Genomic DNA, 20,302 nt, shown 5'->3' on the forward strand with positions numbered 1-20,302 from the left:
TGACTGGCCCTTTGTAGGAGCGGCCTTGTGCCGCTCCTACAGGGACCGATGTTCAGCTACAGGCGCACACTGGCAAAGGTCGACTCGTTACGCGCCTGGCTCAGCGCCGCCATCGGCCCGCTGTGCGGTGACAAGGCCATGGCTTGCGGAATCGGCATCATTGCCACCTGCTGGGTGGTGTTCGAGCCCACGCGCTCGTCACGCGGCGGAATGCCGAAGTACTCGCGGTAGCACTTGGAGAAGTGCGGCGTGGACACGAACCCGCACACCGACGCCACCTCGATGATCGACATCGGCGTCTGCTTGAGCAATTGCCGGGCACGGATCAGGCGTAGCTTGAGGTAGTAGCGCGACGGCGAGCAGTGCAGGTACTTCTGGAACAGTCGCTCGAGTTGGCGCCGCGACACGGCCACGTACACCGCCAGTTCGTCCAGGTCGATCGGCTCCTCGAGGTTGGCCTCCATCAGCGCGACGATTTCCTGCAGCTTCGGCTGGTTGGTGCCGAGCATGTGCTTGAGCGGCACGCGCTGGTGGTCCTGTTCGTTGCGGATGCGTTCGTAGACGAACATCTCGGAGATCGCCGCCGACAGCTCACGGCCATGATCGCGGCTGATCAGGTGCAGCATCATGTCCAGCGGCGCGGTGCCGCCGGAGCTGGTGAAGCGGTTGCGGTCGAGGGTGAACAGGCGGGTGCTCATGTTTACCCGCGGGTAGGCTTCCTGCATCGCCGCCAGGCATTCCCAGTGCACGCTGCAGTCGAAACCGTCGAGCAGGCCGGCGCAGGCCAGCGCCCAGCTGCCGGTGCACACCGCGCCCAGGCGGCGCGACTGGCGGGCCTGGGCCTGTAGCCAGGTGACGTGCTCGCGGGTGACGGTGCGCTGGATGCCCACACCGCCGCAGACGATCACGGTGTCGATCGGGGGCGCGCTGTGCATGGCGGCATCGGGGGTGATCTGCAAGCCATCACTCGCCCAGACTTGGCCACCGTCTACGGTCAGAGTATGCCAGCGGTAGAGTTCGCGACCGGACAGCTGGTTGGCCATGCGCAGCGGCTCGACCGCCGACGCCAGGGAAATGAGGGTGAAGTTGTCCAGCAGGAGAAAGCCGATGGACTGGGGTGCTGTGCGGTTCTGGGTTGGGGTCCCGGAGGTGTACGACGTCATCGCGATTTCTCCTCACACAATGCAGGGTGTGCCTCAGGCGAGCACTGTTCTTGTAATGGCCCCGTTTCGTATGCAGGGGCTTTGCCAATCTCAACGCAAATGGCATGCCTGAAATTGAACGCTCATCCAATAAAACCCAAAAACGACGTCGGCATGCGCCTTCCAGCGGGCCGGGTGATGAGCGTCAGTTCAAACGCAAACGGGCGCGCCAGCGCCCCTGCGCGTCACCGCTGAGCAATTCGGTAGCACTTGTGGGAAAGTTGCCCAGATGCGACAGACTTGAGTGTCACCGACAATGACCCTGCTGGTAACGACAGGCGACGGCCGGTAGATGACAACCAGTGCGCCAGAATGTGGCGCATCGGTCACGCGCGGGCCAGAACGGCGCATCAGCATTCGATGACGCTGACCGCCAGGCCCCCACGGGAGGTTTCCTTGTACTTGTCATGCATGTCGGCGCCGGTGTCGCGCATGGTGCGGATCACCTGGTCCAAGGAGATGAAATGATCGCCATCACCGCGTAAGGCCATCTGCACGGCATTGATCGCCTTCACCGCAGCGATGGCGTTGCGCTCGATGCAGGGCACCTGCACCAGGCCACCGACCGGGTCGCAGGTCAGGCCAAGGTTGTGTTCAAGGGCGATCTCGGCGGCGTTCTCCAACTGCGCCGGGGTGGCGCCAAGCACGTCGGCCAAGCCTGCGGCAGCCATGGCGCAAGCCGAACCGACCTCGCCCTGGCAACCAACCTCGGCGCCGGAGATCGAGGCGTTCTTCTTGCACAGGATGCCCACTGCCGCCGCGCCGAGGAAGAAGTCCACCACATTGGACTCATCCACCGCATCGGAGAACCGCATGTAGTAGTGCAACACCGCCGGGATGATGCCCGCCGCACCGTTGGTGGGCGCGGTGACCATGCGCCCGCCAGCGGCGTTCTCTTCGTTGACCGCCAGGGCAAACAGGTTGACCCACTCCATGGCGCTCATGGTCGAGCCGATCACGTTAGGCTTGCCCAGCTCCTGCAGGCTGCGGTGCAGGCGGGCGGCGCGGCGGCGCACATTGAGCCCTCCCGGGAGGATGCCTTCATGCTTGAGGCCGTTGTTCACGCACTCCTGCATGGCTTGCCAGAGCTTGAGCAGGCCGGCGCGGATCTCCGCTTCGCTGCGCCAGACCTTTTCGTTCTCCAGCATCAATTGCGACACGCGCAGGTCGTTTTGCTTGCACAGGCGCAGCAGTTCGGCGGCGCTGTCGAAGTCGTAGGGCAGCACGGTCTGGTCGGCGTCCAGCACGCCGCTGGCGGCCTGGGCGGCATCGACCACGAAACCGCCGCCCACCGAGTAATAGGTGTCGCGGTGCAGCTCGCCCGCCTCACCTTCGGCGATCAGGGTCATGGCATTGGGATGGTACGGCAGGTTCTCGTCCAGCAGCAGCATGTCGCGGGCCCAGACGAACTCGATGGGCAGGTGGTTGTCGAGCTTGAGCACGTTGGTTTCGCGCAGGTCGGCGATGCGCGGGGTGATCTGGCTGGGGTCGATGGCGTCGGGCCATTCGCCCATCAGGCCCATGATCGTGGCGTTGTCGGTGCCGTGACCGACACCGGTGGCCGACAGCGAGCCATACAGCCTCACTTCGACGCGCCGCACCCGCTCCAGCTCGCCGCGCTCGCGCAGCCCCTGGACGAACAGCGCGCCGGCGCGCATGGGGCCGACGGTGTGTGAGCTGGAAGGCCCGACACCGATCTTGAACAGGTCGAACACGCTGATGGCCATTGTCGCATCACCTCTTGATGGGCTTGTCTCGCAGCGCCGAACACCGCCTTGCGCAACTGCTAGGCTGAAAGCTCGAGCCGCCTCGGAATGCTCGCATCATCGGGCTTTTGCCCACCCCCTCGCCGTCTGCAACCGACGTACTTTTGTCCAGCAGCGCCGCCACTGCACCGGCCCTGCGTGCGCCGTTTTCCAGCGCCGGGACGCCGCAAAAACCGAGGCCGGGGGGTGGAAAAATCCAGTTGCGACATCGTCCGTACTGGATGCGACCCGTCCTGTACTGGATACGACGCCACCAGTAGGCGATTGCCGAACGCTGGAGGATTATCGAAAGCGACTCGTATTGCACGGCCTCGCATCCTGCCCTCTGCAGGCCTGGTCGACCGGAGCCCTGAGAACGCCCGGCGACCCACGCGAACCCGAAGATAAAATCACAGGAGTCCATCCATGAAAGCTTCACCCAAGCTGTTGCTGGTCGCGTTGCTGTCCGCTCCGCTGCTGGCCCAGGCCGCCGAACCCGAGCAGTGTCAGACGGTGCGTTTCTCGGATGTCGGCTGGACCGACATCACGGTCACCACCGCGACCACCAGCGTCGTGCTCGAAGCCCTGGGCTACAAGACCCACACCACCATGATCTCGGTACCGGTGACCTACAAGTCGCTGGCCACCGGCAAGGACCTGGACGTGTTTCTCGGCAACTGGATGCCGACCATGGAGAACGACATCAAGCAGTACCGCGACGCCGGCACCGTCGAGACCGTGCGCGCCAACCTGGAGAACGCCAAGTACACCCTGGCCGTGCCCCAGGCCCTGTATGACAAGGGCCTGAAGGACTTCGCCGACCTGCCCAAGTTCAAGCAGGAGCTCAAGGGCAAGATCTACGGCATCGAACCCGGCAACGACGGCAACCGCACCATCCAGAAGATGATCGACGACAACGCCTTCGGCCTGAAGGACGCCGGTTTCCAGATCGTGCAGTCCAGCGAGGCCGGCATGCTCGCCCAGGTCGACCGGGCGCAGAAGCGCGACGAGGCGATCGTGTTCCTCGGTTGGGAACCACACCCGATGAACACCCGCTTCAAGATGCAGTACCTGACCGGCGGGGACGCCTACTTCGGTCCCGATTTCGGCAAGGCCACCGTGCTCACCAACACCCGCAAGGGCTATGCGCAGGAATGCGCCAACGTCGGCCAGTTGCTGAAGAACCTGTCGTTCGAGCTCAAGGATGAAAGCACCATGATGGGCTATGTCCTGGACGACAAGATGAAACCCGAGGCGGCGGCCAAGAAATGGCTCAAGGACAACCCCGGCAAGCTGGAAGCCTGGCTGGCCGGCGTGACCACCGTGGACGGCAAGCCCGGCCTCGAGGCGGCCAAGGCCAAACTGACGCAATAACGCAAGACGCAATGGCAACACCTCGGGGCGGGACCGTGCCCGCCCCGGACTGATTTCAATCTTTGCAGGTGGAAGCTCGCTATCATGCTTATCGATCAGAAAATACCCCTGGGGCAGTACATCGCCTCATTCGTCGAATGGTTGACCCAGAACGGCGCCAGTTACTTTGACGCCATCGCCGCAGGCCTGGAATTCATGATCCATGGGGTCACCAGCGCCCTGACCTGGTTCAACCCGTTCGTGCTCATCGCCCTGTTCGCCGCCCTCGCGCACCTGATCCAGCGCAAGTGGGCCCTCACCGTCTTTGTCGCCCTGTCGTTCCTGCTGATCCTCAACCTGGGCTACTGGCAGGAAACCATGGAAACCCTGGCGCAGGTCACCTTCGCCACGGTGGTCTGCGTGGTCATCGGCGTGCCGCTGGGCATCGCCGCCGCGCACAAACCAATGTTCTACACCGCCATGCGCCCGGTGCTGGACCTGATGCAGACCGTGCCCACCTTCGTCTACCTGATCCCGACCCTGACCCTGTTCGGCCTGGGCGTGGTGCCAGGACTGATTTCCACCGTGGTGTTCGCCATCGCCGCGCCCATCCGCCTCACTTATCTGGGCATCTGCGACGTGCCGCAGGAACTGATGGACGCCGGCAAGGCCTTCGGTTGCTCGCGCCGCCAGTTGCTGACCCGTATCGAACTGCCCCACGCCATGCCGAGCATCGCCGCCGGCGTGACGCAATGCATCATGCTGTCGCTGTCGATGGTGGTGATTGCCGCCCTGGTCGGCGCCGACGGCCTGGGCAAACCCGTGGTCAACGCACTGAACACCGCCGATATCTCCCTGGGCTTCGAAGCGGGCCTGGCCATCGTGCTGCTGGCAATCATGCTCGACCGTATCTGCAAGCAACCGGAGCTGCCGGTAAGGGGTGAGGCATGAGCATCATTCGTTTCGAAGACGTCGACGTCATTTTCTCCAGCAAGCCGCGCGAGGCCCTGGCCCTGCTCGACCAGGGCAAGACCCGCGAGCAGATCCTCAAGCAAACCGGGCTGGTGGTTGGTGTCGAGAAGGCCAACCTGGACATCAACAAGGGCGAGATCTGCGTGCTGATGGGCCTGTCCGGCTCTGGCAAATCCAGCTTGCTGCGCTGCATCAACGGCCTCAACACCGTGAGCCGCGGCAAGCTGTTCGTCGAGCATGAAGGCAAGCACATCGACGTCGCCCACTGCACCCCGGCGGAGCTGAAAATGATGCGCACCAAGCGCATCGCCATGGTGTTCCAGAAGTTCGCCCTGATGCCCTGGCTGACGGTGCGCGAGAACATCAGTTTTGGCCTGGAGATGCAGGGCCGTCCCGAGAAGGTACGGCGCAAGCTGGTGGATGAAAAGCTCGAGCTGGTGGGCCTGACCCAGTGGCGAAACAAGAAGCCGGATGAACTCTCGGGTGGCATGCAGCAGCGCGTCGGCCTGGCCCGGGCGCTGGCGATGGACGCCGACATCCTGCTGATGGACGAACCGTTCTCGGCCCTTGACCCGCTGATCCGCCAGGGCCTGCAGGACGAACTGCTGGCCCTGCAGAGCAAGCTGAGCAAGACCATCGTCTTCGTCAGCCACGACCTCGACGAGGCCCTGAAGCTGGGCAGCCGCATCGCGATCATGAAGGACGGGCGGATCATCCAGTACAGCAAGCCGGAAGACATCGTGCTCAACCCGGCCGACGAGTACGTGCGTACCTTCGTCGCCCACACCAACCCGCTCAACGTGCTGTGCGGCCGCAGCCTGATGCGCAGCCTGGACCAGTGCAAGCGGGTCAACGGCTCGGTGTGCCTGGACCCGGGAATCGACTCATGGCTGGACCTCGGCGAGGGAGGCTCGCTCAAGCGCGCGCGCCAGGGCCAGAACGGGCTGGATATGCAGAACTGGGCACCGGGGCAGGATGTGGAACTGCTGGAGCGCAGGCCGACCGTGGTGCACGCCGATATCGGCATGCGCGAGGCGCTGCAGATTCGTTACCAGACCGGCAACAAGCTGGTGCTGCAGGATAACGACAAGGTGGTGGGGATTCTTGGGGATACCGAGCTTTACCATGCCTTGCTTGGCAAGAACCACGGGTGATGCCTCTGGGGCCGCTTCGCGGCCCTTTCGCGACACAAGGCCGCTCCCACAGGCACGACGCCAGCCTCAGGTGCAGTGCTGTACTTGTGGGAGCGGCCTTGTGTCGCGAAAGGAGGGCGAAGCCCTCCCAGCGCTCTGTCAGCGAACGACGATCCCACGCGAAGCCATATAGGCCTTCGCCTCAGGCACCGTGTACTCGCCAAAGTGGAAGATACTCGCCGCCAGCACTGCGCTGGCGTGGCCTTCCAGAATTCCGTCCGCCAGGTGTTGCAGGTTGCCCACGCCACCGGAGGCAATCACCGGAATCCCCAACGCATCGCTGATCGCCCGGGTAACACCCAGGTCGAAGCCGTTCTTCATGCCATCCTGGTCCATGCTGGTCAGCAGGATCTCGCCGGCGCCCAGGCCTTCCATCTTTTTCGCCCACTCGACGGCATCCAGCCCGGTCGGCTTGCGCCCGCCATGGGTAAAGATCTCCCAGCGCGGCGTTTCGCCCGGTCCAGAAACCTTCTTGGCGTCGATGGCAACGACGATGCACTGCGAACCGAAACGGTCCGCCGCCTCACCCACGAACTCAGGGTTGAACACTGCCGCGGTGTTGATCGAGACCTTGTCGGCACCGGCGTTGAGCAGGTTGCGGATGTCCTGCACGGTACGCACGCCGCCACCGACGGTCAGCGGGATGAACACCTGGCTGGCCATGCGCTCGACGGTATGCAGGGTGGTGTCACGGCCATCGACGCTGGCGGTGATATCCAGGAAGGTGATCTCGTCCGCGCCCTGCTCGTTGTAGCGCCGGGCAATCTCCACCGGGTCGCCGGCATCGCGGATGTTCTCGAACTTGACGCCCTTGACCACCCGGCCGTTGTCCACGTCCAGGCAAGGGATGATGCGCTTGGCCAGTGCCATGGTCGTTCCTCAGCCTTGGTAATTGTCGCAAAAGGCCTGGGCCTCGGCGACGTCGAGGGTGCCTTCGTAGATGGCGCGGCCGGTGATGGCGCCGATGATGCCGGGGGCCTTGGCGTCCAGCAGGGCCTTGATGTCGCCCAGGTTGTGGATGCCGCCCGAGGCGATCACCGGGATCGAGGTGGCTTCGGCCAAGGCCTTGGTGAAGGGCACGTTGCAGCCCTGCATCATGCCGTCCTTGGCGATGTCGGTGTAGACGATCGCCGAGACGCCATCGGCCTCGAAACGCTTGGCCAGGTCGATGACCTGCACCGAGCTCACTTCGGCCCAGCCGTCGGTGGCGACGAAGCCGTCTTTCGCATCAAGACCGACGATGACCTTGCCCGGGAAGGCCTTGCACGCTTCGGCGACGAACTCGGGCTGCTTGACCGCCTTGGTGCCGATGATCACGTGGCTGACGCCGGCCTTGACGTAGTGCTCGATGGTTTCCAGCGAGCGGATGCCGCCGCCGATCTGGATCGGCAGGTTCGGGTAGCGCTTGGCGATGGCAGTGACCACTTCACCGTTGACCGGTTGGCCTTCAAAGGCGCCGTTCAGGTCGACCAGGTGCAGGCGACGGCAGCCACCCTCGACCCATTTGGCGGCCATGCTCACCGGGTCGTCGGAGAATACGGTGGAGTCTTCCATGCGGCCTTGGCGCAGGCGTACGCAGGCACCGTCCTTGAGATCGATAGCGGGGATAATCAGCATCTTGGCAACCTGTCTTGTTCGTTGGGTTCAGGGCTTCTCGAGCGCCCACAGGTCGCTTTCGATGCTCTCGAACCGCTCCTTGAGGTGCAGTTGAACATCGGCAATCGCCCTGTTGTAGTAATGGGGTGCAATTTCCTTGCTGAACAGCTCGAGGACCTCGGCCACCTCGAACGACCCCAGCTGCAGCTCGAAGCGGTCTTCGAGGAAACGCTTGAGCGTGTCGAGCGCGTCGCGCTCCTGCTCCGGCGTCAGCGTGATGATCGGGGCCTTGGTCTTCGATCGGCTCATTTACCAGCGCCCGTCCCAGGCGACGAAGTTCTGCAGCAACTGCAGGCCATGGGTATGGCTCTTCTCCGGGTGGAACTGCACGGCAAAGCGCGAGCCATCGGCCAGCGCGGCGGCGAAGTCGACGCCATAGTGGCCGCGACCGACGACCTGGCCCGGCTTGCCGGCGTTGATGTAGTAGCTGTGCACAAAGTAGAAGCGCGCCCGGTCAGGGATGTCATGCCACAGCGGGTGGTCAATGGTCTGGCTCACTTCGTTCCAGCCCATGTGCGGCACCTTCAGGTGCTCGCCGTCTTCCTTGAGGTCTTTACCGAAGAAGCGCACCTGGCCGGGGAACAGGCCGATGCAATCGACGCCATCGTTTTCTTCGCTGTGGTCGAGCAGCGCCTGCATGCCCACGCAGATACCGAGGAACGGACGGTCCTGGCTGACCTCGCGCACCAGGCTGTCAAAGCCCAGGCGGCGGATCTCGGCCATGCAGTCGCGGATCGCGCCGACGCCGGGGAACACCACGCGGTCGGCTTCACGAATCACCGCGGCGTCGCTGGTCACCAGCACCTTGCCGGCGCCCACGTGCTCGAGGGCCTTGGCCACCGAGTGTAGGTTGCCCATGCCATAGTCGATTACGGCTACCGTCTGCATTTACAGGCACCCTTTGGTGGACGGCATCTGCCCGGCCATGCGCTCGTCGAGGGTGACGGCCATGCGCAGGGCGCGGCCGAAAGCCTTGAACACGGTCTCGATCTGGTGGTGGGTGTTGTGGCCACGCAGGTTGTCGATGTGCAGGGTCACCAGGGCGTGGTTGACGAAGCCCTGGAAGAACTCCTGGAACAGGTCGACATCGAAGCCGCCGACGGTGGCGCGGGTGTAGGGCACATGCATCTGCAGGCCCGGGCGCCCCGAGAAGTCGATGACCACGCGCGACAACGCTTCGTCCAGCGGCACATAGGCATGGCCATAGCGGAAGATGCCTTTCTTGTCGCCGATGGCCTGGGCGAACGCCATGCCGAGGGTGATGCCGACGTCCTCGACGGTATGGTGATCGTCGATATGCAGGTCGCCCTTGCACTCGATGTCCAGGTCGATCAGCCCATGCCGGGCGATCTGGTCGAGCATGTGTTCAAGGAAAGGCACGCCGATTTCAAATCGGGCCTTGCCGCTGCCATCGAGGTTGATCGAGCACTTGACCTGGGTTTCCAGGGTATTGCGCTCGACGGAAGCCTTACGTTCGACCATCACCAGCTCCGCAAAATCATTGGGCGAAAAGGGCTCCATTATAGGCCCAGAACGCGCCGGCTTGAAACGCGGATGACATATGGCAGGGCTAGTAATTACGGGGGCGGGACGGGCCTACAGGTCTATACAAGTACCTTTGGGGGCTGCTTCGCAGCCCATCGCGACACCAGGCCGCTCCCACAGGAGCCTCGTAAGCCTGAAGGTACGCAATGCCTGTGGGAGCGGCCTTGTGTCGCGAAAGGGGCGCAAAGCGCCCCCAGAGCCAGCTAACTCAGTGAAACAGCACCGCCGCCTTCTGCAAGGTGATCCACACCCCCCAGGCCAGCGGAATCACCACCACGGCCCAGGCCAGCAGCACCAACGGCAGGCTGCCCGGCGCCGCATGCCACTCCAGCGAGCGTGCCGAATCGACACCCTTGTCATGGCTCAGCGCTCGCTCGGCAGCCAGTTCGGCATCGGTCATGAAGTACTTGTCCGCCACCGGCCGCACCAGCATGTTGCAGATGAAGCCCAGCACCAGCAGGCCGGCGAGAATGTACAAGGTCATGTCGTAAGCCGCCGCACGCTCCACGCCCGCAGCCAGCTGCGCCTCGCGCAGGTAGGTGATCAGCACTGGGCCGAGCACGCCTGCCGCCGCCCAGGCCGTCAGCAGGCGACCATGGATGGCGCCGACCATCTGTGTGCCGAACAGGTCGGCCAAGTATGCCGGGACGGTGGCGAAACCGCCGCCGTACATCGACAGGATGATGCAGAACGCCGCCACGAACAGCGCCACGTTGCCGATGTGCCCCATGTTCGGCACCAGGCTGTAGAGGCCCACGCCCAGGGCGAAGAAGGCAAAGTAGGTATTCTTGCGGCCGATGTAGTCGGAGAACGACGCCCAGAAGAAGCGCCCGCCGATGTTGAACAGGCTCAGCAGCCCGGTGAAGCCGGCGGCAATGGCGGCGATCTGCGCCAGCTGCGCGGCGTTCAGTTCGCTGAACGTCAGTTCGTTGCCCAGCAGCTTGCCGGCAAACACTTCCTGCAACAGCGGAGAGGCCATGCCCAGGATGCCGATACCGGCCGACACGTTCAGGCACAGCACCAGCCACACCAGGGCGAACTGTGGGGTCTTCCAGGCCACGCTGACGTGCACGTGACGATCGGTGACCATGGCGTTGGCCTTCTTCGCCGGCGGCGTCCAGCCTTCAGGCTTCCAGCCGGTCGGCGGCACGCGGTAGGCCAGGGCGCCGGCGGTCATGAACACGAAGTAGATCGCGGCCATGGCCACGAAACTCTGCCATACGCCCACTTCGGTCGGGCTGGAGAAATGGCCCATCAGTGCGGTGGCCAGCGGCGCGCCCACCATGGCACCCCCGCCAAAGCCCATGATCGCCATGCCGGTGGCCATGCCGCGCTTGTCCGGGAACCACTTGATCAGCGTCGACACCGGCGAGATGTAGCCCAGACCCAGGCCGATCCCACCGATCACCCCCGAGCCCAGCCACATCAGCCACAACTGGTGGGTCTTCACGCCGATCGCCGAGATCAGCAGGCCACCGCACCAGCATAGCGCCGATACCAGGCCGGCCTTGCGCGGGCCGGCGTGCTCCAGCCAGCCGCCGAGCACCGCGGCCGAGCAGCCGAGGAACACGAAGAACAGGGTGTAGATCCAGCTGAGCATGGAGATTGGCCAGTCGCACTCGGCGCTGAACAGTCGGGCGACAAAGCCCATGTCGGCGGCGCAGGCCACCGGTGCGCTGACACCCAAGGCCTGGGACAGCGGCAGCCAGAACACCGAAAAGCCATAGGCCATGCCGATGCACAGGTGGATCGCCAGGGCCGCCGGCGGCACCAGCCAGCGATTGAAGCCCGGACGGGCGATGATGCGCTCCTTCGACAGGAAGCCCGGCGCGCTCGCCACCGTCCCCGACGTGATACTGCTGTTCATGGATTGTTCCTTTTGTAGGTGGGCTGTGCGCATGGACGGCTCTGCTTCGGCTGCACGCAAGGCAGCCCGGCCGCTTGGGCTGGCACCCCGCGACAATGGGTCGCGGGGACTCCACGGGCGGGCGCAAGATTACCAGCAGGGGGTGACATGAAAGCAATCTGATATCGTGTTTTTTTCGTCAACTGAAACGATCAATCCTGTATCGGGGGCGCCTGCATCACCGGCATGCCGGCTCCCACAGGAACAGCGCAAGCCTTGAGGCAAGCGCGATCGGCGTGGGAGCCGGCTTGCCGGCGATGAGGCCCGAACAGGCAATAAATGAACTGCCGCCATTGCCACTGTCGAAATGTCGGATACGCAGAGCCAAGTGCCACGGCGCTATACTCGCCGCTGAATTTCTAAATCGGACTACAAGGACTCGCCCATGAAAGCGTTCGGCAAAATCCTGGGGCTGGGACTTCTCGGGTTGTTGCTGATCATCGTGGCGCTGGGCTTCGCCCTGACCCACCTCTTCGATCCCAACGACTACAAAGATGAAATCCGCAAGCTGGCCCGCGACAAGGCCCATGTGGAACTGACCCTCAACGGCGACATCGGCTGGAGCCTGTTCCCCTGGCTGGGCCTGGAACTGCACGAAGCAAGCATCGCCACGCTGAACAACCCCAAGGTGCCGTTCGCCGACCTGCAGATGCTCGGCCTGTCAGTGCGCGTACTGCCGCTGCTGCGCCGCGAGGTGCAGATGAGCGATGTGCGGGTCGAGGGCCTCAACCTGACCCTGACCCGCGACGCCAACGGCCATGGCAACTGGGAAGACATCGGCAAGCCACTGCCGCAGCCGACCGTCGCAGGCGCGTCGGCGAGCACGCCGACTGAAACGCCAGCCGCCACACCAGCCAACTCAGAAGCCAGCGAGCGCTCGGTCAAGCTCGACATCGACAGCCTGACCGTCAATAACGCCCGCGTGCTCTACACCGACGAGAAAGCCGGACAGACCTATGGCGCCGAAAGCATCCAGCTGAGCACAGGTCCCGTGCACGAAGGCGCGAACATCGCGCTCAAGGCCAGCGCCTTCCTCAGCGCCAGCCAGCCGAACATCAAGGCGCGCACCGAGCTGACCGGCGAGCTGCGCTTCGACCGCAAGCTCAAGCGCTACAACCTCGAGGACATGCGTCTGTCCGGCGAAACCTCGGGCGAGCCGCTCTCCGGCAAGACCCTGACCTTCGTTGCCCAAGGGCAGGTGCTGGTCGACCTGGCGGCCAATGTCGCGTCCTGGAGCGGCCTGAAGGTCTCGGCCAACCAGTTGCGTGCCCTGGGCGAGCTGAACGTGCGTGACCTCGACAAGGCCCCGCAGGTCAGCGGCGGCCTGTCCATCGCCCAGTTCGACCTGCGCAGCTTCCTCGACGGCATCGGCCACCCGCTGCCGGCCACCGCTGACCCGGCGGCATTCAAGAAACTGGAGCTGGTCACCCGCCTGCAAGGCACGCAGAACAGCCTGGCCCTGGAAGACCTGGCGGTGAAGCTGGACGACAGCACCTTCACCGGCCGTGTCGCCGTGGACGACTTCGCCAAGCAAGCGTTGCGTGTGCGCCTCAAAGCCGACACGTTCAACGCCGATCGCTACCTGCCGGCCAAAAGCGAAGAGGCCAAGGGCGCCACGGCAGCGCGCCAGGCCGAGGTCAAGCAGCAGGAAGCCACCGCCGTCGCTGGCGCGGGCACCACACCACTGCCCGACGCTCCGACCCAGGTGGCCTGGAGCAACGACAAGCTGTTGCCGGTCGACCGCCTGCGCGCCCTGGACCTGCAGGCCGACCTGTCGTTCGGCGCGCTGACCCTGGACAAGCTGCCGATCAGCGACGCGCAGTTGACCGCCAGCGGCCAGGCCGGCCTGGTCACCCTGCAGACCCTGCGCGGCGGCCTGTACAACGGCACCTTCGAGGCCAAGGGCACTGTCGACGTACGCCCTGCCGTGCCGCAGATCGGCGTGAACGCCAAGATCAGTCGCGTGCCGGTGGAGCACTTCATCAAGCGCGAAAGCCCGGACCAGGCGCCGCCGGTCAGGGGCCTGCTGACCCTGAACAGCGACCTGACCGCCACCGGCAACAGCCAGAAAGCCTTGGTCGATACCCTCAACGGCAACGCCAGCTTCACCATCAATGATGGTGTGCTGGTCAACGCCAACCTGGAACAGCAGCTGTGCCAGGCCATCGCCACCCTCAACCGCAAGCAGCTCAGCGGCGAACAACGGGGCAAGGACACGCCGTTCCAGGAACTGCGCGGCAGCCTGGTGGTGCGTAACGGCGTAGCCAGCAACCCGGACCTCAAGGCACGCATCCCGGGCCTGACCGTCAACGGCCATGGCGACCTCGACCTGCGCGTGCTGGGCATGGACTACAACGTCGGTGTGATCGTCGAGGGCGACCAGCGCGCCATGCCCGACCCGGCCTGCCAGGTCAACGAGCGCTTTACCGGTGTCGAAGTACCGCTGCGCTGCCGTGGCCCGCTGGAGCTGGGCGCCAAGGCCTGCCGCCTGGACCAGGACGGCCTGGGCAAGGTCGCCGCGAAGCTGGCCGGCAACCGCCTGAAGGACAAGATCGATGAAAAACTCGAAGAGAAACTCGGAGACAAGGTGAGCCCGGAACTCAAAGATGCGCTCAAGGGGCTGTTCAAACGATGACCCCCCAGCAGTTCTCCAGCGCCGTGCTGGACTGGTACGACCAGCACGGCCGCCACGACCTGCCCTGGCAACAGGGCATCACCCCGTATCGGGTGTGGGTCTCCGAAATCATGCTGCAACAGACGCAAGTCAGCACCGTGCTCAACTACTTCGACCGTTTCATGCAGGCGCTGCCGACCGTGCAGGCTCTGGCCGAGGCGCCGGAGGACGAGGTGCTGCACCTGTGGACGGGCCTTGGCTACTACACCCGCGCCCGTAACCTGCAAAAAGCCGCGAAGATCGTTGTCGAGCAGCATGGCGGCGAGTTCCCACGCAGCGTCGAGCAACTCACCGAATTGCCCGGCATCGGGCGCTCCACGGCGGGCGCCATCGCCAGCATCAGCATGGGCATCCGCGCACCGATCCTCGACGGCAACGTCAAGCGCGTGCTGGCCCGCTTCACCGCGCAGGCCGGCTACCCCGGCGAGCCCAAAGTGGCCAACCAGCTCTGGGCCACCGCCGAACGCTTCACACCGATGACCCGGGTCAACCACTTCACCCAGGCCATGATGGACATGGGCGCCACGCTGTGCACCCGCAGCAAGCCCAGTTGCCTGATCTGCCCGCTGCAAAGGGGTTGCGAGGCACACCTGCATGGCGAAGAGACCCGCTACCCCGAGCCCAAGCCGCGCAAGGCCCTGCCCCAGCGCAAGACCCTGATGCCGCTGCTGACCAACCACGAAGGCGCGATCCTGCTCTATCGCCGGCCCTCCACCGGCCTGTGGGGCGGACTATGGAGCCTGCCGGAGCTGGACAGCCTGGAACAGCTCGACGACCTCGCGTACCAGCACGGCCTGCGCCTGAACGGCAGCCAGGCCCTGGACGGCCTGACCCACACCTTCAGCCATTTCCAACTGGCCATCGAACCCTGGCTGGTGCGTGTCGAGCCCGTCGGCTCGTACGTGGCCGAGCCCGACTGGCTCTGGTATAACCTCGCCACCCCGCCGCGCCTGGGCCTCGCCGCCCCGGTCAAGAAGCTGCTGCAACGCGCGGCCGACGAACTGATTGCAGGAGATAAGCCATGACCCGCACCGTGAAGTGCCGCAAGTACAACGAAGAACTCCCAGGCCTCGACCGCCCGCCCTACCCGGGCGCCAAGGGCCAGGACATCTTCGAGCACATCTCGCAGAAAGCCTGGAAGGAGTGGCAGGACCACCAGACCATGCTGATCAACGAAAAGCGCCTGAACATGATGAATGCCGAAGACCGCAAATTCATCCAGGCCGAGATGGACAAGTTCTTCGCCGGCGAGGATTACGCCCAGGCCGAAGGCTACGTTCCGCCCTCGAATTGACCCACGAATCGTAAGCGACGGAATTAATTTAAATTTTTTTGAAAAAGTCGTTGACGGCCTCTGAGAAAATCTATTTAATTCACCCCGTCGCCCAGATAGCTCAGTCGGTAGAGCAGAGGATTGAAAATCCTCGTGTCGGCGGTTCGACTCCGTCTCTGGGCACCACCTTCAAGCTTCTGGTGGTTGCAAAGTTACCCGAAGCGACACAAGAAACCCGCCTAGTGCGGGTTTTTTGTTGCCTACCGTTTTACCCCAGGAATCCTTCGCCCCTGGTTGATCGATATCAAAATGCCTCCCTTTGCTCCTGCATAGGATGGAAGGTGGACATTCGACCGACCCCCGCAAGGACCTCCATGAGCGAAGAATCCGCCACCCTCCTCCTACCAGCGCCCGCCGAGGCCGCCAGCAGCCCCAAGCCAGCCCCTCGCCCTCGTCGCCCACGCCAGCGCAAGCCGGCCACCAGCACCGCCGCGCAAGAGACCATTACCCAGGTCAGCCAGCAGCCCGCCGCCCTGGAAGTGGCGAACGCTCGCAAAGGCAGCAACGAAGACAGCACCTCCGCTCGCCTGCCGGCCAACTACCCCTACCGCACGCGCATGCGCCGCCAGGACTATGAGAAGGCCAAGCATGACCTGCAGATCGAGCTGCTCAAGGTACAGAACTGGGTGAAGGAAACCGGCCAGCGCATCGTCGTGCTGTTCGAGGGCCGTGACGCCGCCGGCAAGGGCGGCACCATCAAGCGCTTCATGGAGCACCTGAACCCGCGCGGCGCGCGCATCGTCGCGCTGGAGAAGCCCTCCGAGCAGGAGAAGGGGCAGTGGTACTTCCAGCGCTACGTCCAGCACCTGCCCACAGCCGGCGAAATGGTGTTCTTCGACCGCTCCTGGTACAACCGCGCCGGGGTCGAGAAGGTCATGGACTTCTGCTCGCCCCTGCAGTACCTGGAATTCATGCGCCAAGCGCCGGAGCTGGAGCGCATGCTGTGCAACAGCGGCATCCTGCTGTTCAAGTTCTGGTTCTCGGTGAACCGCGAGGAGCAGTTGCGCCGCTTCATTTCACGCCGTGACGATCCGCTCAAGCACTGGAAGCTGTCGCCCATCGACATCAAGTCGCTGGACAAGTGGGAGGACTACACCGCGGCCAAGGAAGCGATGTTCTTCCACACCGACACCGCCGATGCACCGTGGACGGTGATCAAGTCGGACGACAAGAAGCGGGCGCGGATCAACTGCATTCGCCACTTCCTGCATTCGCTGGATTATCCGGGTAAGGATCACAGCGTGGCGCATGCGCCGGATCCGTTGCTGGTCGGGCGGGCTTCGCGGGGCTTCGAGGAGGATGAGCCGGAGGCGCTAGTCAGTTAAGCCCCGGGGGCGCGTTGCGCCCCCGGCGATCTCGAATACCTGCTTGGGTTTCCCTGGCAACTACGCTTCAATACGCGCCTTTACCAGACACCCCAAGGATCCACCCATGGCCACCAACACCAAACAACAGAAACGCGCCAAGCGCGCCGCCACCAAGGCCAAGCAGAACCGCATGGTGCGCAGCGGCCAGGCGGTCAAGGCCAGCGCCGGTGACAGCGCCAGCGTCGAGCAGGTGTTCAACAAGGCCATGGAGTCGGGCAGCTACAACAGCCTGTTCGAAAAGATGAAGCAAGCCCAGGAGAACGGCCTGGTGCCGATGATCTCGGTATTCCTGGTCGACCCGCTGCTGGCGTTGGTGCTCAAGGGCCACAAGGAAGAACACGCCACCGACTACATCGTCCTGGTGTTCACCGCCTACCGCAAATGGCTCGACGGTGCCGACGAGGACGCGACCATGGCCTGGCTGGAAAGCGACGAGTTCCAGGACGCCTATGTCACTGCCTCGGAAGTCGTGGCCAGGCAGCAGCAACAGCAGAAGCAGTTCGGCTGAGTCACTCCCCCCCGCACAAGTCAAACAAAAAGGCCGCGCCCCTCACAGGACGCGGCCTTTGCATTTCACGCCAACGGATCAGCTATCCAGCGCCACCCGCGCAGCAGCGCCGCGCTTGCGGTGCAGCAACAGGCCAGCCGCCACCACGCCAATGCTCAGGATCGCCGTGGCGATGATCTCGGCACGGTGGTCTTCACGCAGGCCCATCACCACCAGAATGGCGATGATGAAAGCGATGGTCGCCCAGGTCAGGCCCGGGAACATCCACATCTTGAACGAGATCTTCTCGCCCTTCGCCTCACGCTGGGCACGCATGCGCAGTTGCGACACGGCGATCACCAGGTACACCAGCAGGGCGATGGCGCCGGAGCTTGCCAGCAGGAACTCGAACACCGCGGCCGGGGCCAGGAAGTTGGCGAACACGCACAGGAAGGCTGCGGCAGTGGACAGCAGCACGGCCCAGTGCGGGGTGCCCGCCTTGGTGGTGCGCTGGGCGATGGCCGGTGCGTCGCCACGCTTGCTCAGGGAGAACAGCATGCGCGAGGAGGTGTACAGCGCCGAGTTCAGGCAGCTGGTCACGGCGATCAGCACGACGATGTCGACGATCAGCTTGGCATTCGGCACGCCGATCAGGCTGAGGACAGTCTGGTAGGAGCCTTTCTCGGCCAGGGCCGGATCGTTCCACGGCACCATGGCCACGACCAGGAAGATCGACACCAGGTAGAACAGGCAGATACGCCAGATCACCGAGTTGGTGGCCTTGCTGATCTGCTTGCCCGGGTCTTTCGACTCGGCGGCGGCAATGGTGACGATCTCGGTACCCATGAACGAGAACATGGTGGTCAGCATCGCTGCCAGCACCGCGCCCAGGCCGTTGGGCATGAAGCCCTGGGTATCGAACAGATGGCTGACGCCGCTGACCTGGCTGCTCGGCACCATGCCGAACATGGCCGCGCAACCGACGACGATGAAACCGATGATCGCCAGCACCTTGAGCAGGGCGAACCAGAACTCGAACTCACCGTAGTTCTTCACGCTGAACAGGTTGGTGACGGTCAGCGCCAGGGTGATGATCAGGGAGAAGGCCCACAGGTCCACCGACGGGAACCAGGCATGCAGGATGGCCGCGGCGGCGTTGGCCTCCAGCGGGATCACCAGGACCCAGAACCACCAGTACAGCCAGCCAATGGTGAAACCAGCCCAGCGCCCGATGGCGCGGTCGGCGTAGGTGGAGAAGGAACCGGTATCCGGCGAGGCGACCGCCATTTCGCCGAGCATGCGCATCACCAGCACCACCAGGGTACCAGCGGCGGCGTAGGCCAGCAGCACGGCCGGGCCGGCGGCAGCGATGGCATGGCCGGAGCCGACGAACAGGCCGGCGCCGATCACGCCGGCAATCGACAGCATGGTCACATGCCGTTGCTTGAGCCCCTGAGCGAGGTCATTGGAATTGTTACCGCTCATAAAACTACCTTTGTAAGGAGGTGGACTACACGAATGACTGGCCAGCGCGCCGGGGTGTGAGTGGGCGTCGCTGCATTCAGTGGTTTCCGGATGGCAATAAGCGGGCCAGCTGAGAATGGCTTTCGTCTGAAATGTTTCTGCAACCAATAACGACGCGGCTTGCAGGGCATTGTGCCAAGCCTTGGCCGAAAGGTCGCCAACCCCCCGTGCCAAGTTGGGATTACTGAAATACCCACTTACAAACGCACCAAAGGTGCCCCTCGGTAACACCCAGGCACACATTCAGGGCAAGGCGAAGCGCAACCCACGGGCGCAACCCAGACCCCACATAACACGCAACACAGTGCCACCTGGCCAAAAACGGCTTCCCAGACCGGAGCAAAGCTGGCACCATCGCGCCTTTTTTCATCAAGGCTCCGGTGCTGGGCAAAACGCCAATGCGGATATCCTGGCGACAGTCCACTGCAGCGATGCGACAAACTGTCCTACCAGCGACCCGAGCCCCCCGCGACCCGGTTGGCCGCCGTTGCGCCGCTATGCTAGCGTGGCGCTCGCCAGGAAGGCCGCCAACAGCTGGGAACGCACCCGAACACATGAGGACCGCACATGGCCCAGGCCACGCCCGCGCTGGAAATCCGCAACCTGCACAAACGCTATGGCGAGCAGGAAATTCTCAAGGGCATTTCGCTGACCGCGCGCGACGGTGACGTGATCTCCATCCTCGGCTCATCCGGCTCTGGCAAGTCCACCCTGCTGCGCTGCATCAACCTGCTGGAGAACCCGCACCAGGGCGAAATCCTCGTCGCCGGTGAAGCCCTCAAACTCAAGGCGCAGAAAAACGGCGACCTGATCGCCGCCGACAACCGCCAGATCAACCGCCTGCGCAGCGAAATCGGCTTTGTCTTCCAGAATTTCAACCTGTGGCCGCACATGTCGATCCTCGACAACATCATCGAGGCGCCGCGCCGCGTGCTCGGCCAGAGCAAGGCCGAGGCCACCGAGCACGCCGAGGCGCTGTTGAACAAGGTCGGCATCTTCGACAAGCGCCACAGCTACCCCGCCCAGCTTTCCGGTGGCCAGCAACAGCGTGCCGCCATCGCCCGTACCCTGGCCATGAAACCCAAGGTCATCCTGTTCGACGAGCCAACCTCGGCGCTCGATCCGGAAATGGTCCAGGAAGTGCTTAACGTCATCCGCGCATTGGCCGAAGAAGGCCGTACCATGCTGCTGGTGACGCACGAGATGAACTTTGCCCGCCAGGTGTCCAGTGAAGTGGTCTTCCTGCACCAGGGCCTGGTCGAAGAGCAAGGATCGCCGCAGCAGGTCTTCGAGAACCCGACCTCGGCGCGTTGCAAGCAATTCATGTCCAGCCACCGCTAACGGA

Annotated in this window: 18 protein-coding genes and 1 tRNA gene; 10 read left to right on the forward strand and 9 right to left on the reverse strand. The window is 63.9% G+C overall.

Features of this window, described 5'->3' with window-relative positions; genetic code table 11:
• Positions 1-56 precede the first annotated feature (56 nt).
• Both gbdR and AC25ND_RS16450 read right to left on the reverse strand, forming a co-directional pair.
• Positions 57-1,163: a choline metabolism transcriptional regulator GbdR gene (gene gbdR / locus AC25ND_RS16445; RefSeq protein WP_028688457.1), complete on the reverse strand. Its 1,107-nt coding sequence runs from the start codon at positions 1,161-1,163 to the stop codon at positions 57-59.
• 389 nt (positions 1,164-1,552) lie between these two features.
• The gene (locus AC25ND_RS16450) at positions 1,553-2,929 is read right to left on the reverse strand and encodes an L-serine ammonia-lyase (RefSeq protein WP_028688458.1); all 1,377 of its coding nucleotides are present in this window, start codon (positions 2,927-2,929) and stop codon (positions 1,553-1,555) included.
• 444 nt (positions 2,930-3,373) lie between these two features.
• Here AC25ND_RS16450 and AC25ND_RS16455 point away from each other — a divergent pair, with 444 nt between their 5' ends.
• The 3 genes from AC25ND_RS16455 to choV all read left to right on the forward strand — a co-directional run bounded on the left by AC25ND_RS16455 (position 3,374) and on the right by choV (position 6,426).
• Positions 3,374-4,321: a choline ABC transporter substrate-binding protein gene (locus tag AC25ND_RS16455; RefSeq protein WP_486976442.1), complete on the forward strand. Its 948-nt coding sequence runs from the start codon at positions 3,374-3,376 to the stop codon at positions 4,319-4,321.
• An 81-nt stretch (positions 4,322-4,402) separates the two neighbouring features.
• A complete protein-coding gene (choW, locus tag AC25ND_RS16460; protein WP_172402369.1) occupies positions 4,403-5,251 on the forward strand; it encodes a choline ABC transporter permease subunit in 849 nt (282 codons plus the stop codon).
• The gene (choV, locus tag AC25ND_RS16465; protein ID WP_486976443.1) at positions 5,248-6,426 is read left to right on the forward strand and encodes a choline ABC transporter ATP-binding protein; all 1,179 of its coding nucleotides are present in this window, start codon (positions 5,248-5,250) and stop codon (positions 6,424-6,426) included. The genes choW and choV overlap by 4 nt, the downstream gene beginning before the upstream one ends.
• A gap of 138 nt (positions 6,427-6,564) precedes the next feature.
• Here the strand turns inward: choV and hisF are convergent, their stop codons facing one another.
• The 6 genes from hisF to AC25ND_RS16495 all read right to left on the reverse strand — a co-directional run bounded on the left by hisF (position 6,565) and on the right by AC25ND_RS16495 (position 11,533).
• A complete protein-coding gene (gene hisF, locus AC25ND_RS16470; RefSeq protein ID WP_008091498.1) occupies positions 6,565-7,335 on the reverse strand; it encodes an imidazole glycerol phosphate synthase subunit HisF in 771 nt (256 codons plus the stop codon).
• Between the two features lie 9 nt (positions 7,336-7,344).
• Positions 7,345-8,082, reverse strand: a complete 738-nt coding sequence (gene hisA, locus AC25ND_RS16475; protein ID WP_028688461.1) for a 1-(5-phosphoribosyl)-5-[(5-phosphoribosylamino)methylideneamino]imidazole-4-carboxamide isomerase — start codon at positions 8,080-8,082, stop codon at positions 7,345-7,347.
• Between the two features lie 27 nt (positions 8,083-8,109).
• A complete protein-coding gene (locus tag AC25ND_RS16480; RefSeq protein ID WP_028688462.1) occupies positions 8,110-8,370 on the reverse strand; it encodes a DUF2164 domain-containing protein in 261 nt (86 codons plus the stop codon).
• Positions 8,371-9,009 carry an imidazole glycerol phosphate synthase subunit HisH gene (hisH, locus tag AC25ND_RS16485; protein ID WP_028688463.1) on the reverse strand — a complete coding sequence of 213 codons (639 nt, stop codon included), beginning with the start codon at positions 9,007-9,009 and terminating at the stop codon, positions 8,371-8,373.
• Positions 9,010-9,603, reverse strand: a complete 594-nt coding sequence (hisB, locus tag AC25ND_RS16490) for an imidazoleglycerol-phosphate dehydratase HisB (protein WP_028688464.1) — start codon at positions 9,601-9,603, stop codon at positions 9,010-9,012.
• Positions 9,604-9,874: 271 nt separating this feature from the next.
• Complete coding sequence (locus AC25ND_RS16495) at positions 9,875-11,533, reverse strand: OFA family MFS transporter (RefSeq protein ID WP_486976444.1); 1,659 nt, start codon at positions 11,531-11,533, stop codon at positions 9,875-9,877.
• A 424-nt stretch (positions 11,534-11,957) separates the two neighbouring features.
• Here AC25ND_RS16495 and AC25ND_RS16500 point away from each other — a divergent pair, with 424 nt between their 5' ends.
• The 6 genes from AC25ND_RS16500 to AC25ND_RS16525 all read left to right on the forward strand — a co-directional run bounded on the left by AC25ND_RS16500 (position 11,958) and on the right by AC25ND_RS16525 (position 17,454).
• Complete coding sequence (locus AC25ND_RS16500; protein ID WP_486976445.1) at positions 11,958-14,207, forward strand: AsmA family protein; 2,250 nt, start codon at positions 11,958-11,960, stop codon at positions 14,205-14,207.
• Positions 14,204-15,271, forward strand: a complete 1,068-nt coding sequence (gene mutY, locus AC25ND_RS16505) for an A/G-specific adenine glycosylase (RefSeq protein ID WP_028688467.1) — start codon at positions 14,204-14,206, stop codon at positions 15,269-15,271. Before AC25ND_RS16500 ends, mutY begins: the two co-directional genes overlap by 4 nt.
• Positions 15,268-15,540, forward strand: coding sequence for an oxidative damage protection protein (locus AC25ND_RS16510; protein ID WP_011536185.1), 273 nt, complete (start codon positions 15,268-15,270; stop codon positions 15,538-15,540). The genes mutY and AC25ND_RS16510 overlap by 4 nt, the downstream gene beginning before the upstream one ends.
• Positions 15,541-15,629: 89 nt before the next feature.
• A tRNA-Phe gene (locus AC25ND_RS16515) sits at positions 15,630-15,705 on the forward strand.
• 188 nt (positions 15,706-15,893) lie between these two features.
• Positions 15,894-16,904: a polyphosphate kinase 2 gene (ppk2, locus tag AC25ND_RS16520; RefSeq protein ID WP_028688468.1), complete on the forward strand. Its 1,011-nt coding sequence runs from the start codon at positions 15,894-15,896 to the stop codon at positions 16,902-16,904.
• Positions 16,905-17,010: 106 nt separating this feature from the next.
• Positions 17,011-17,454, forward strand: coding sequence for a hypothetical protein (locus AC25ND_RS16525; RefSeq protein ID WP_028688469.1), 444 nt, complete (start codon positions 17,011-17,013; stop codon positions 17,452-17,454).
• Positions 17,455-17,532: 78 nt separating this feature from the next.
• On the opposite strand, the gene gabP is transcribed toward AC25ND_RS16525, so the two are convergent.
• The gene (gabP, locus tag AC25ND_RS16530) at positions 17,533-18,918 is read right to left on the reverse strand and encodes a GABA permease (protein ID WP_028688470.1); all 1,386 of its coding nucleotides are present in this window, start codon (positions 18,916-18,918) and stop codon (positions 17,533-17,535) included.
• A 606-nt stretch (positions 18,919-19,524) separates the two neighbouring features.
• On the opposite strand from gabP, the gene AC25ND_RS16535 reads away from it, so the two are divergent.
• Positions 19,525-20,298, forward strand: a complete 774-nt coding sequence (locus AC25ND_RS16535; protein WP_028688471.1) for an ABC transporter ATP-binding protein — start codon at positions 19,525-19,527, stop codon at positions 20,296-20,298.
• Positions 20,299-20,302: the final 4 nt, after the last annotated feature.

The sequence above is a fragment of the Pseudomonas sp. P110(2024) genome (assembly GCF_057480795.1).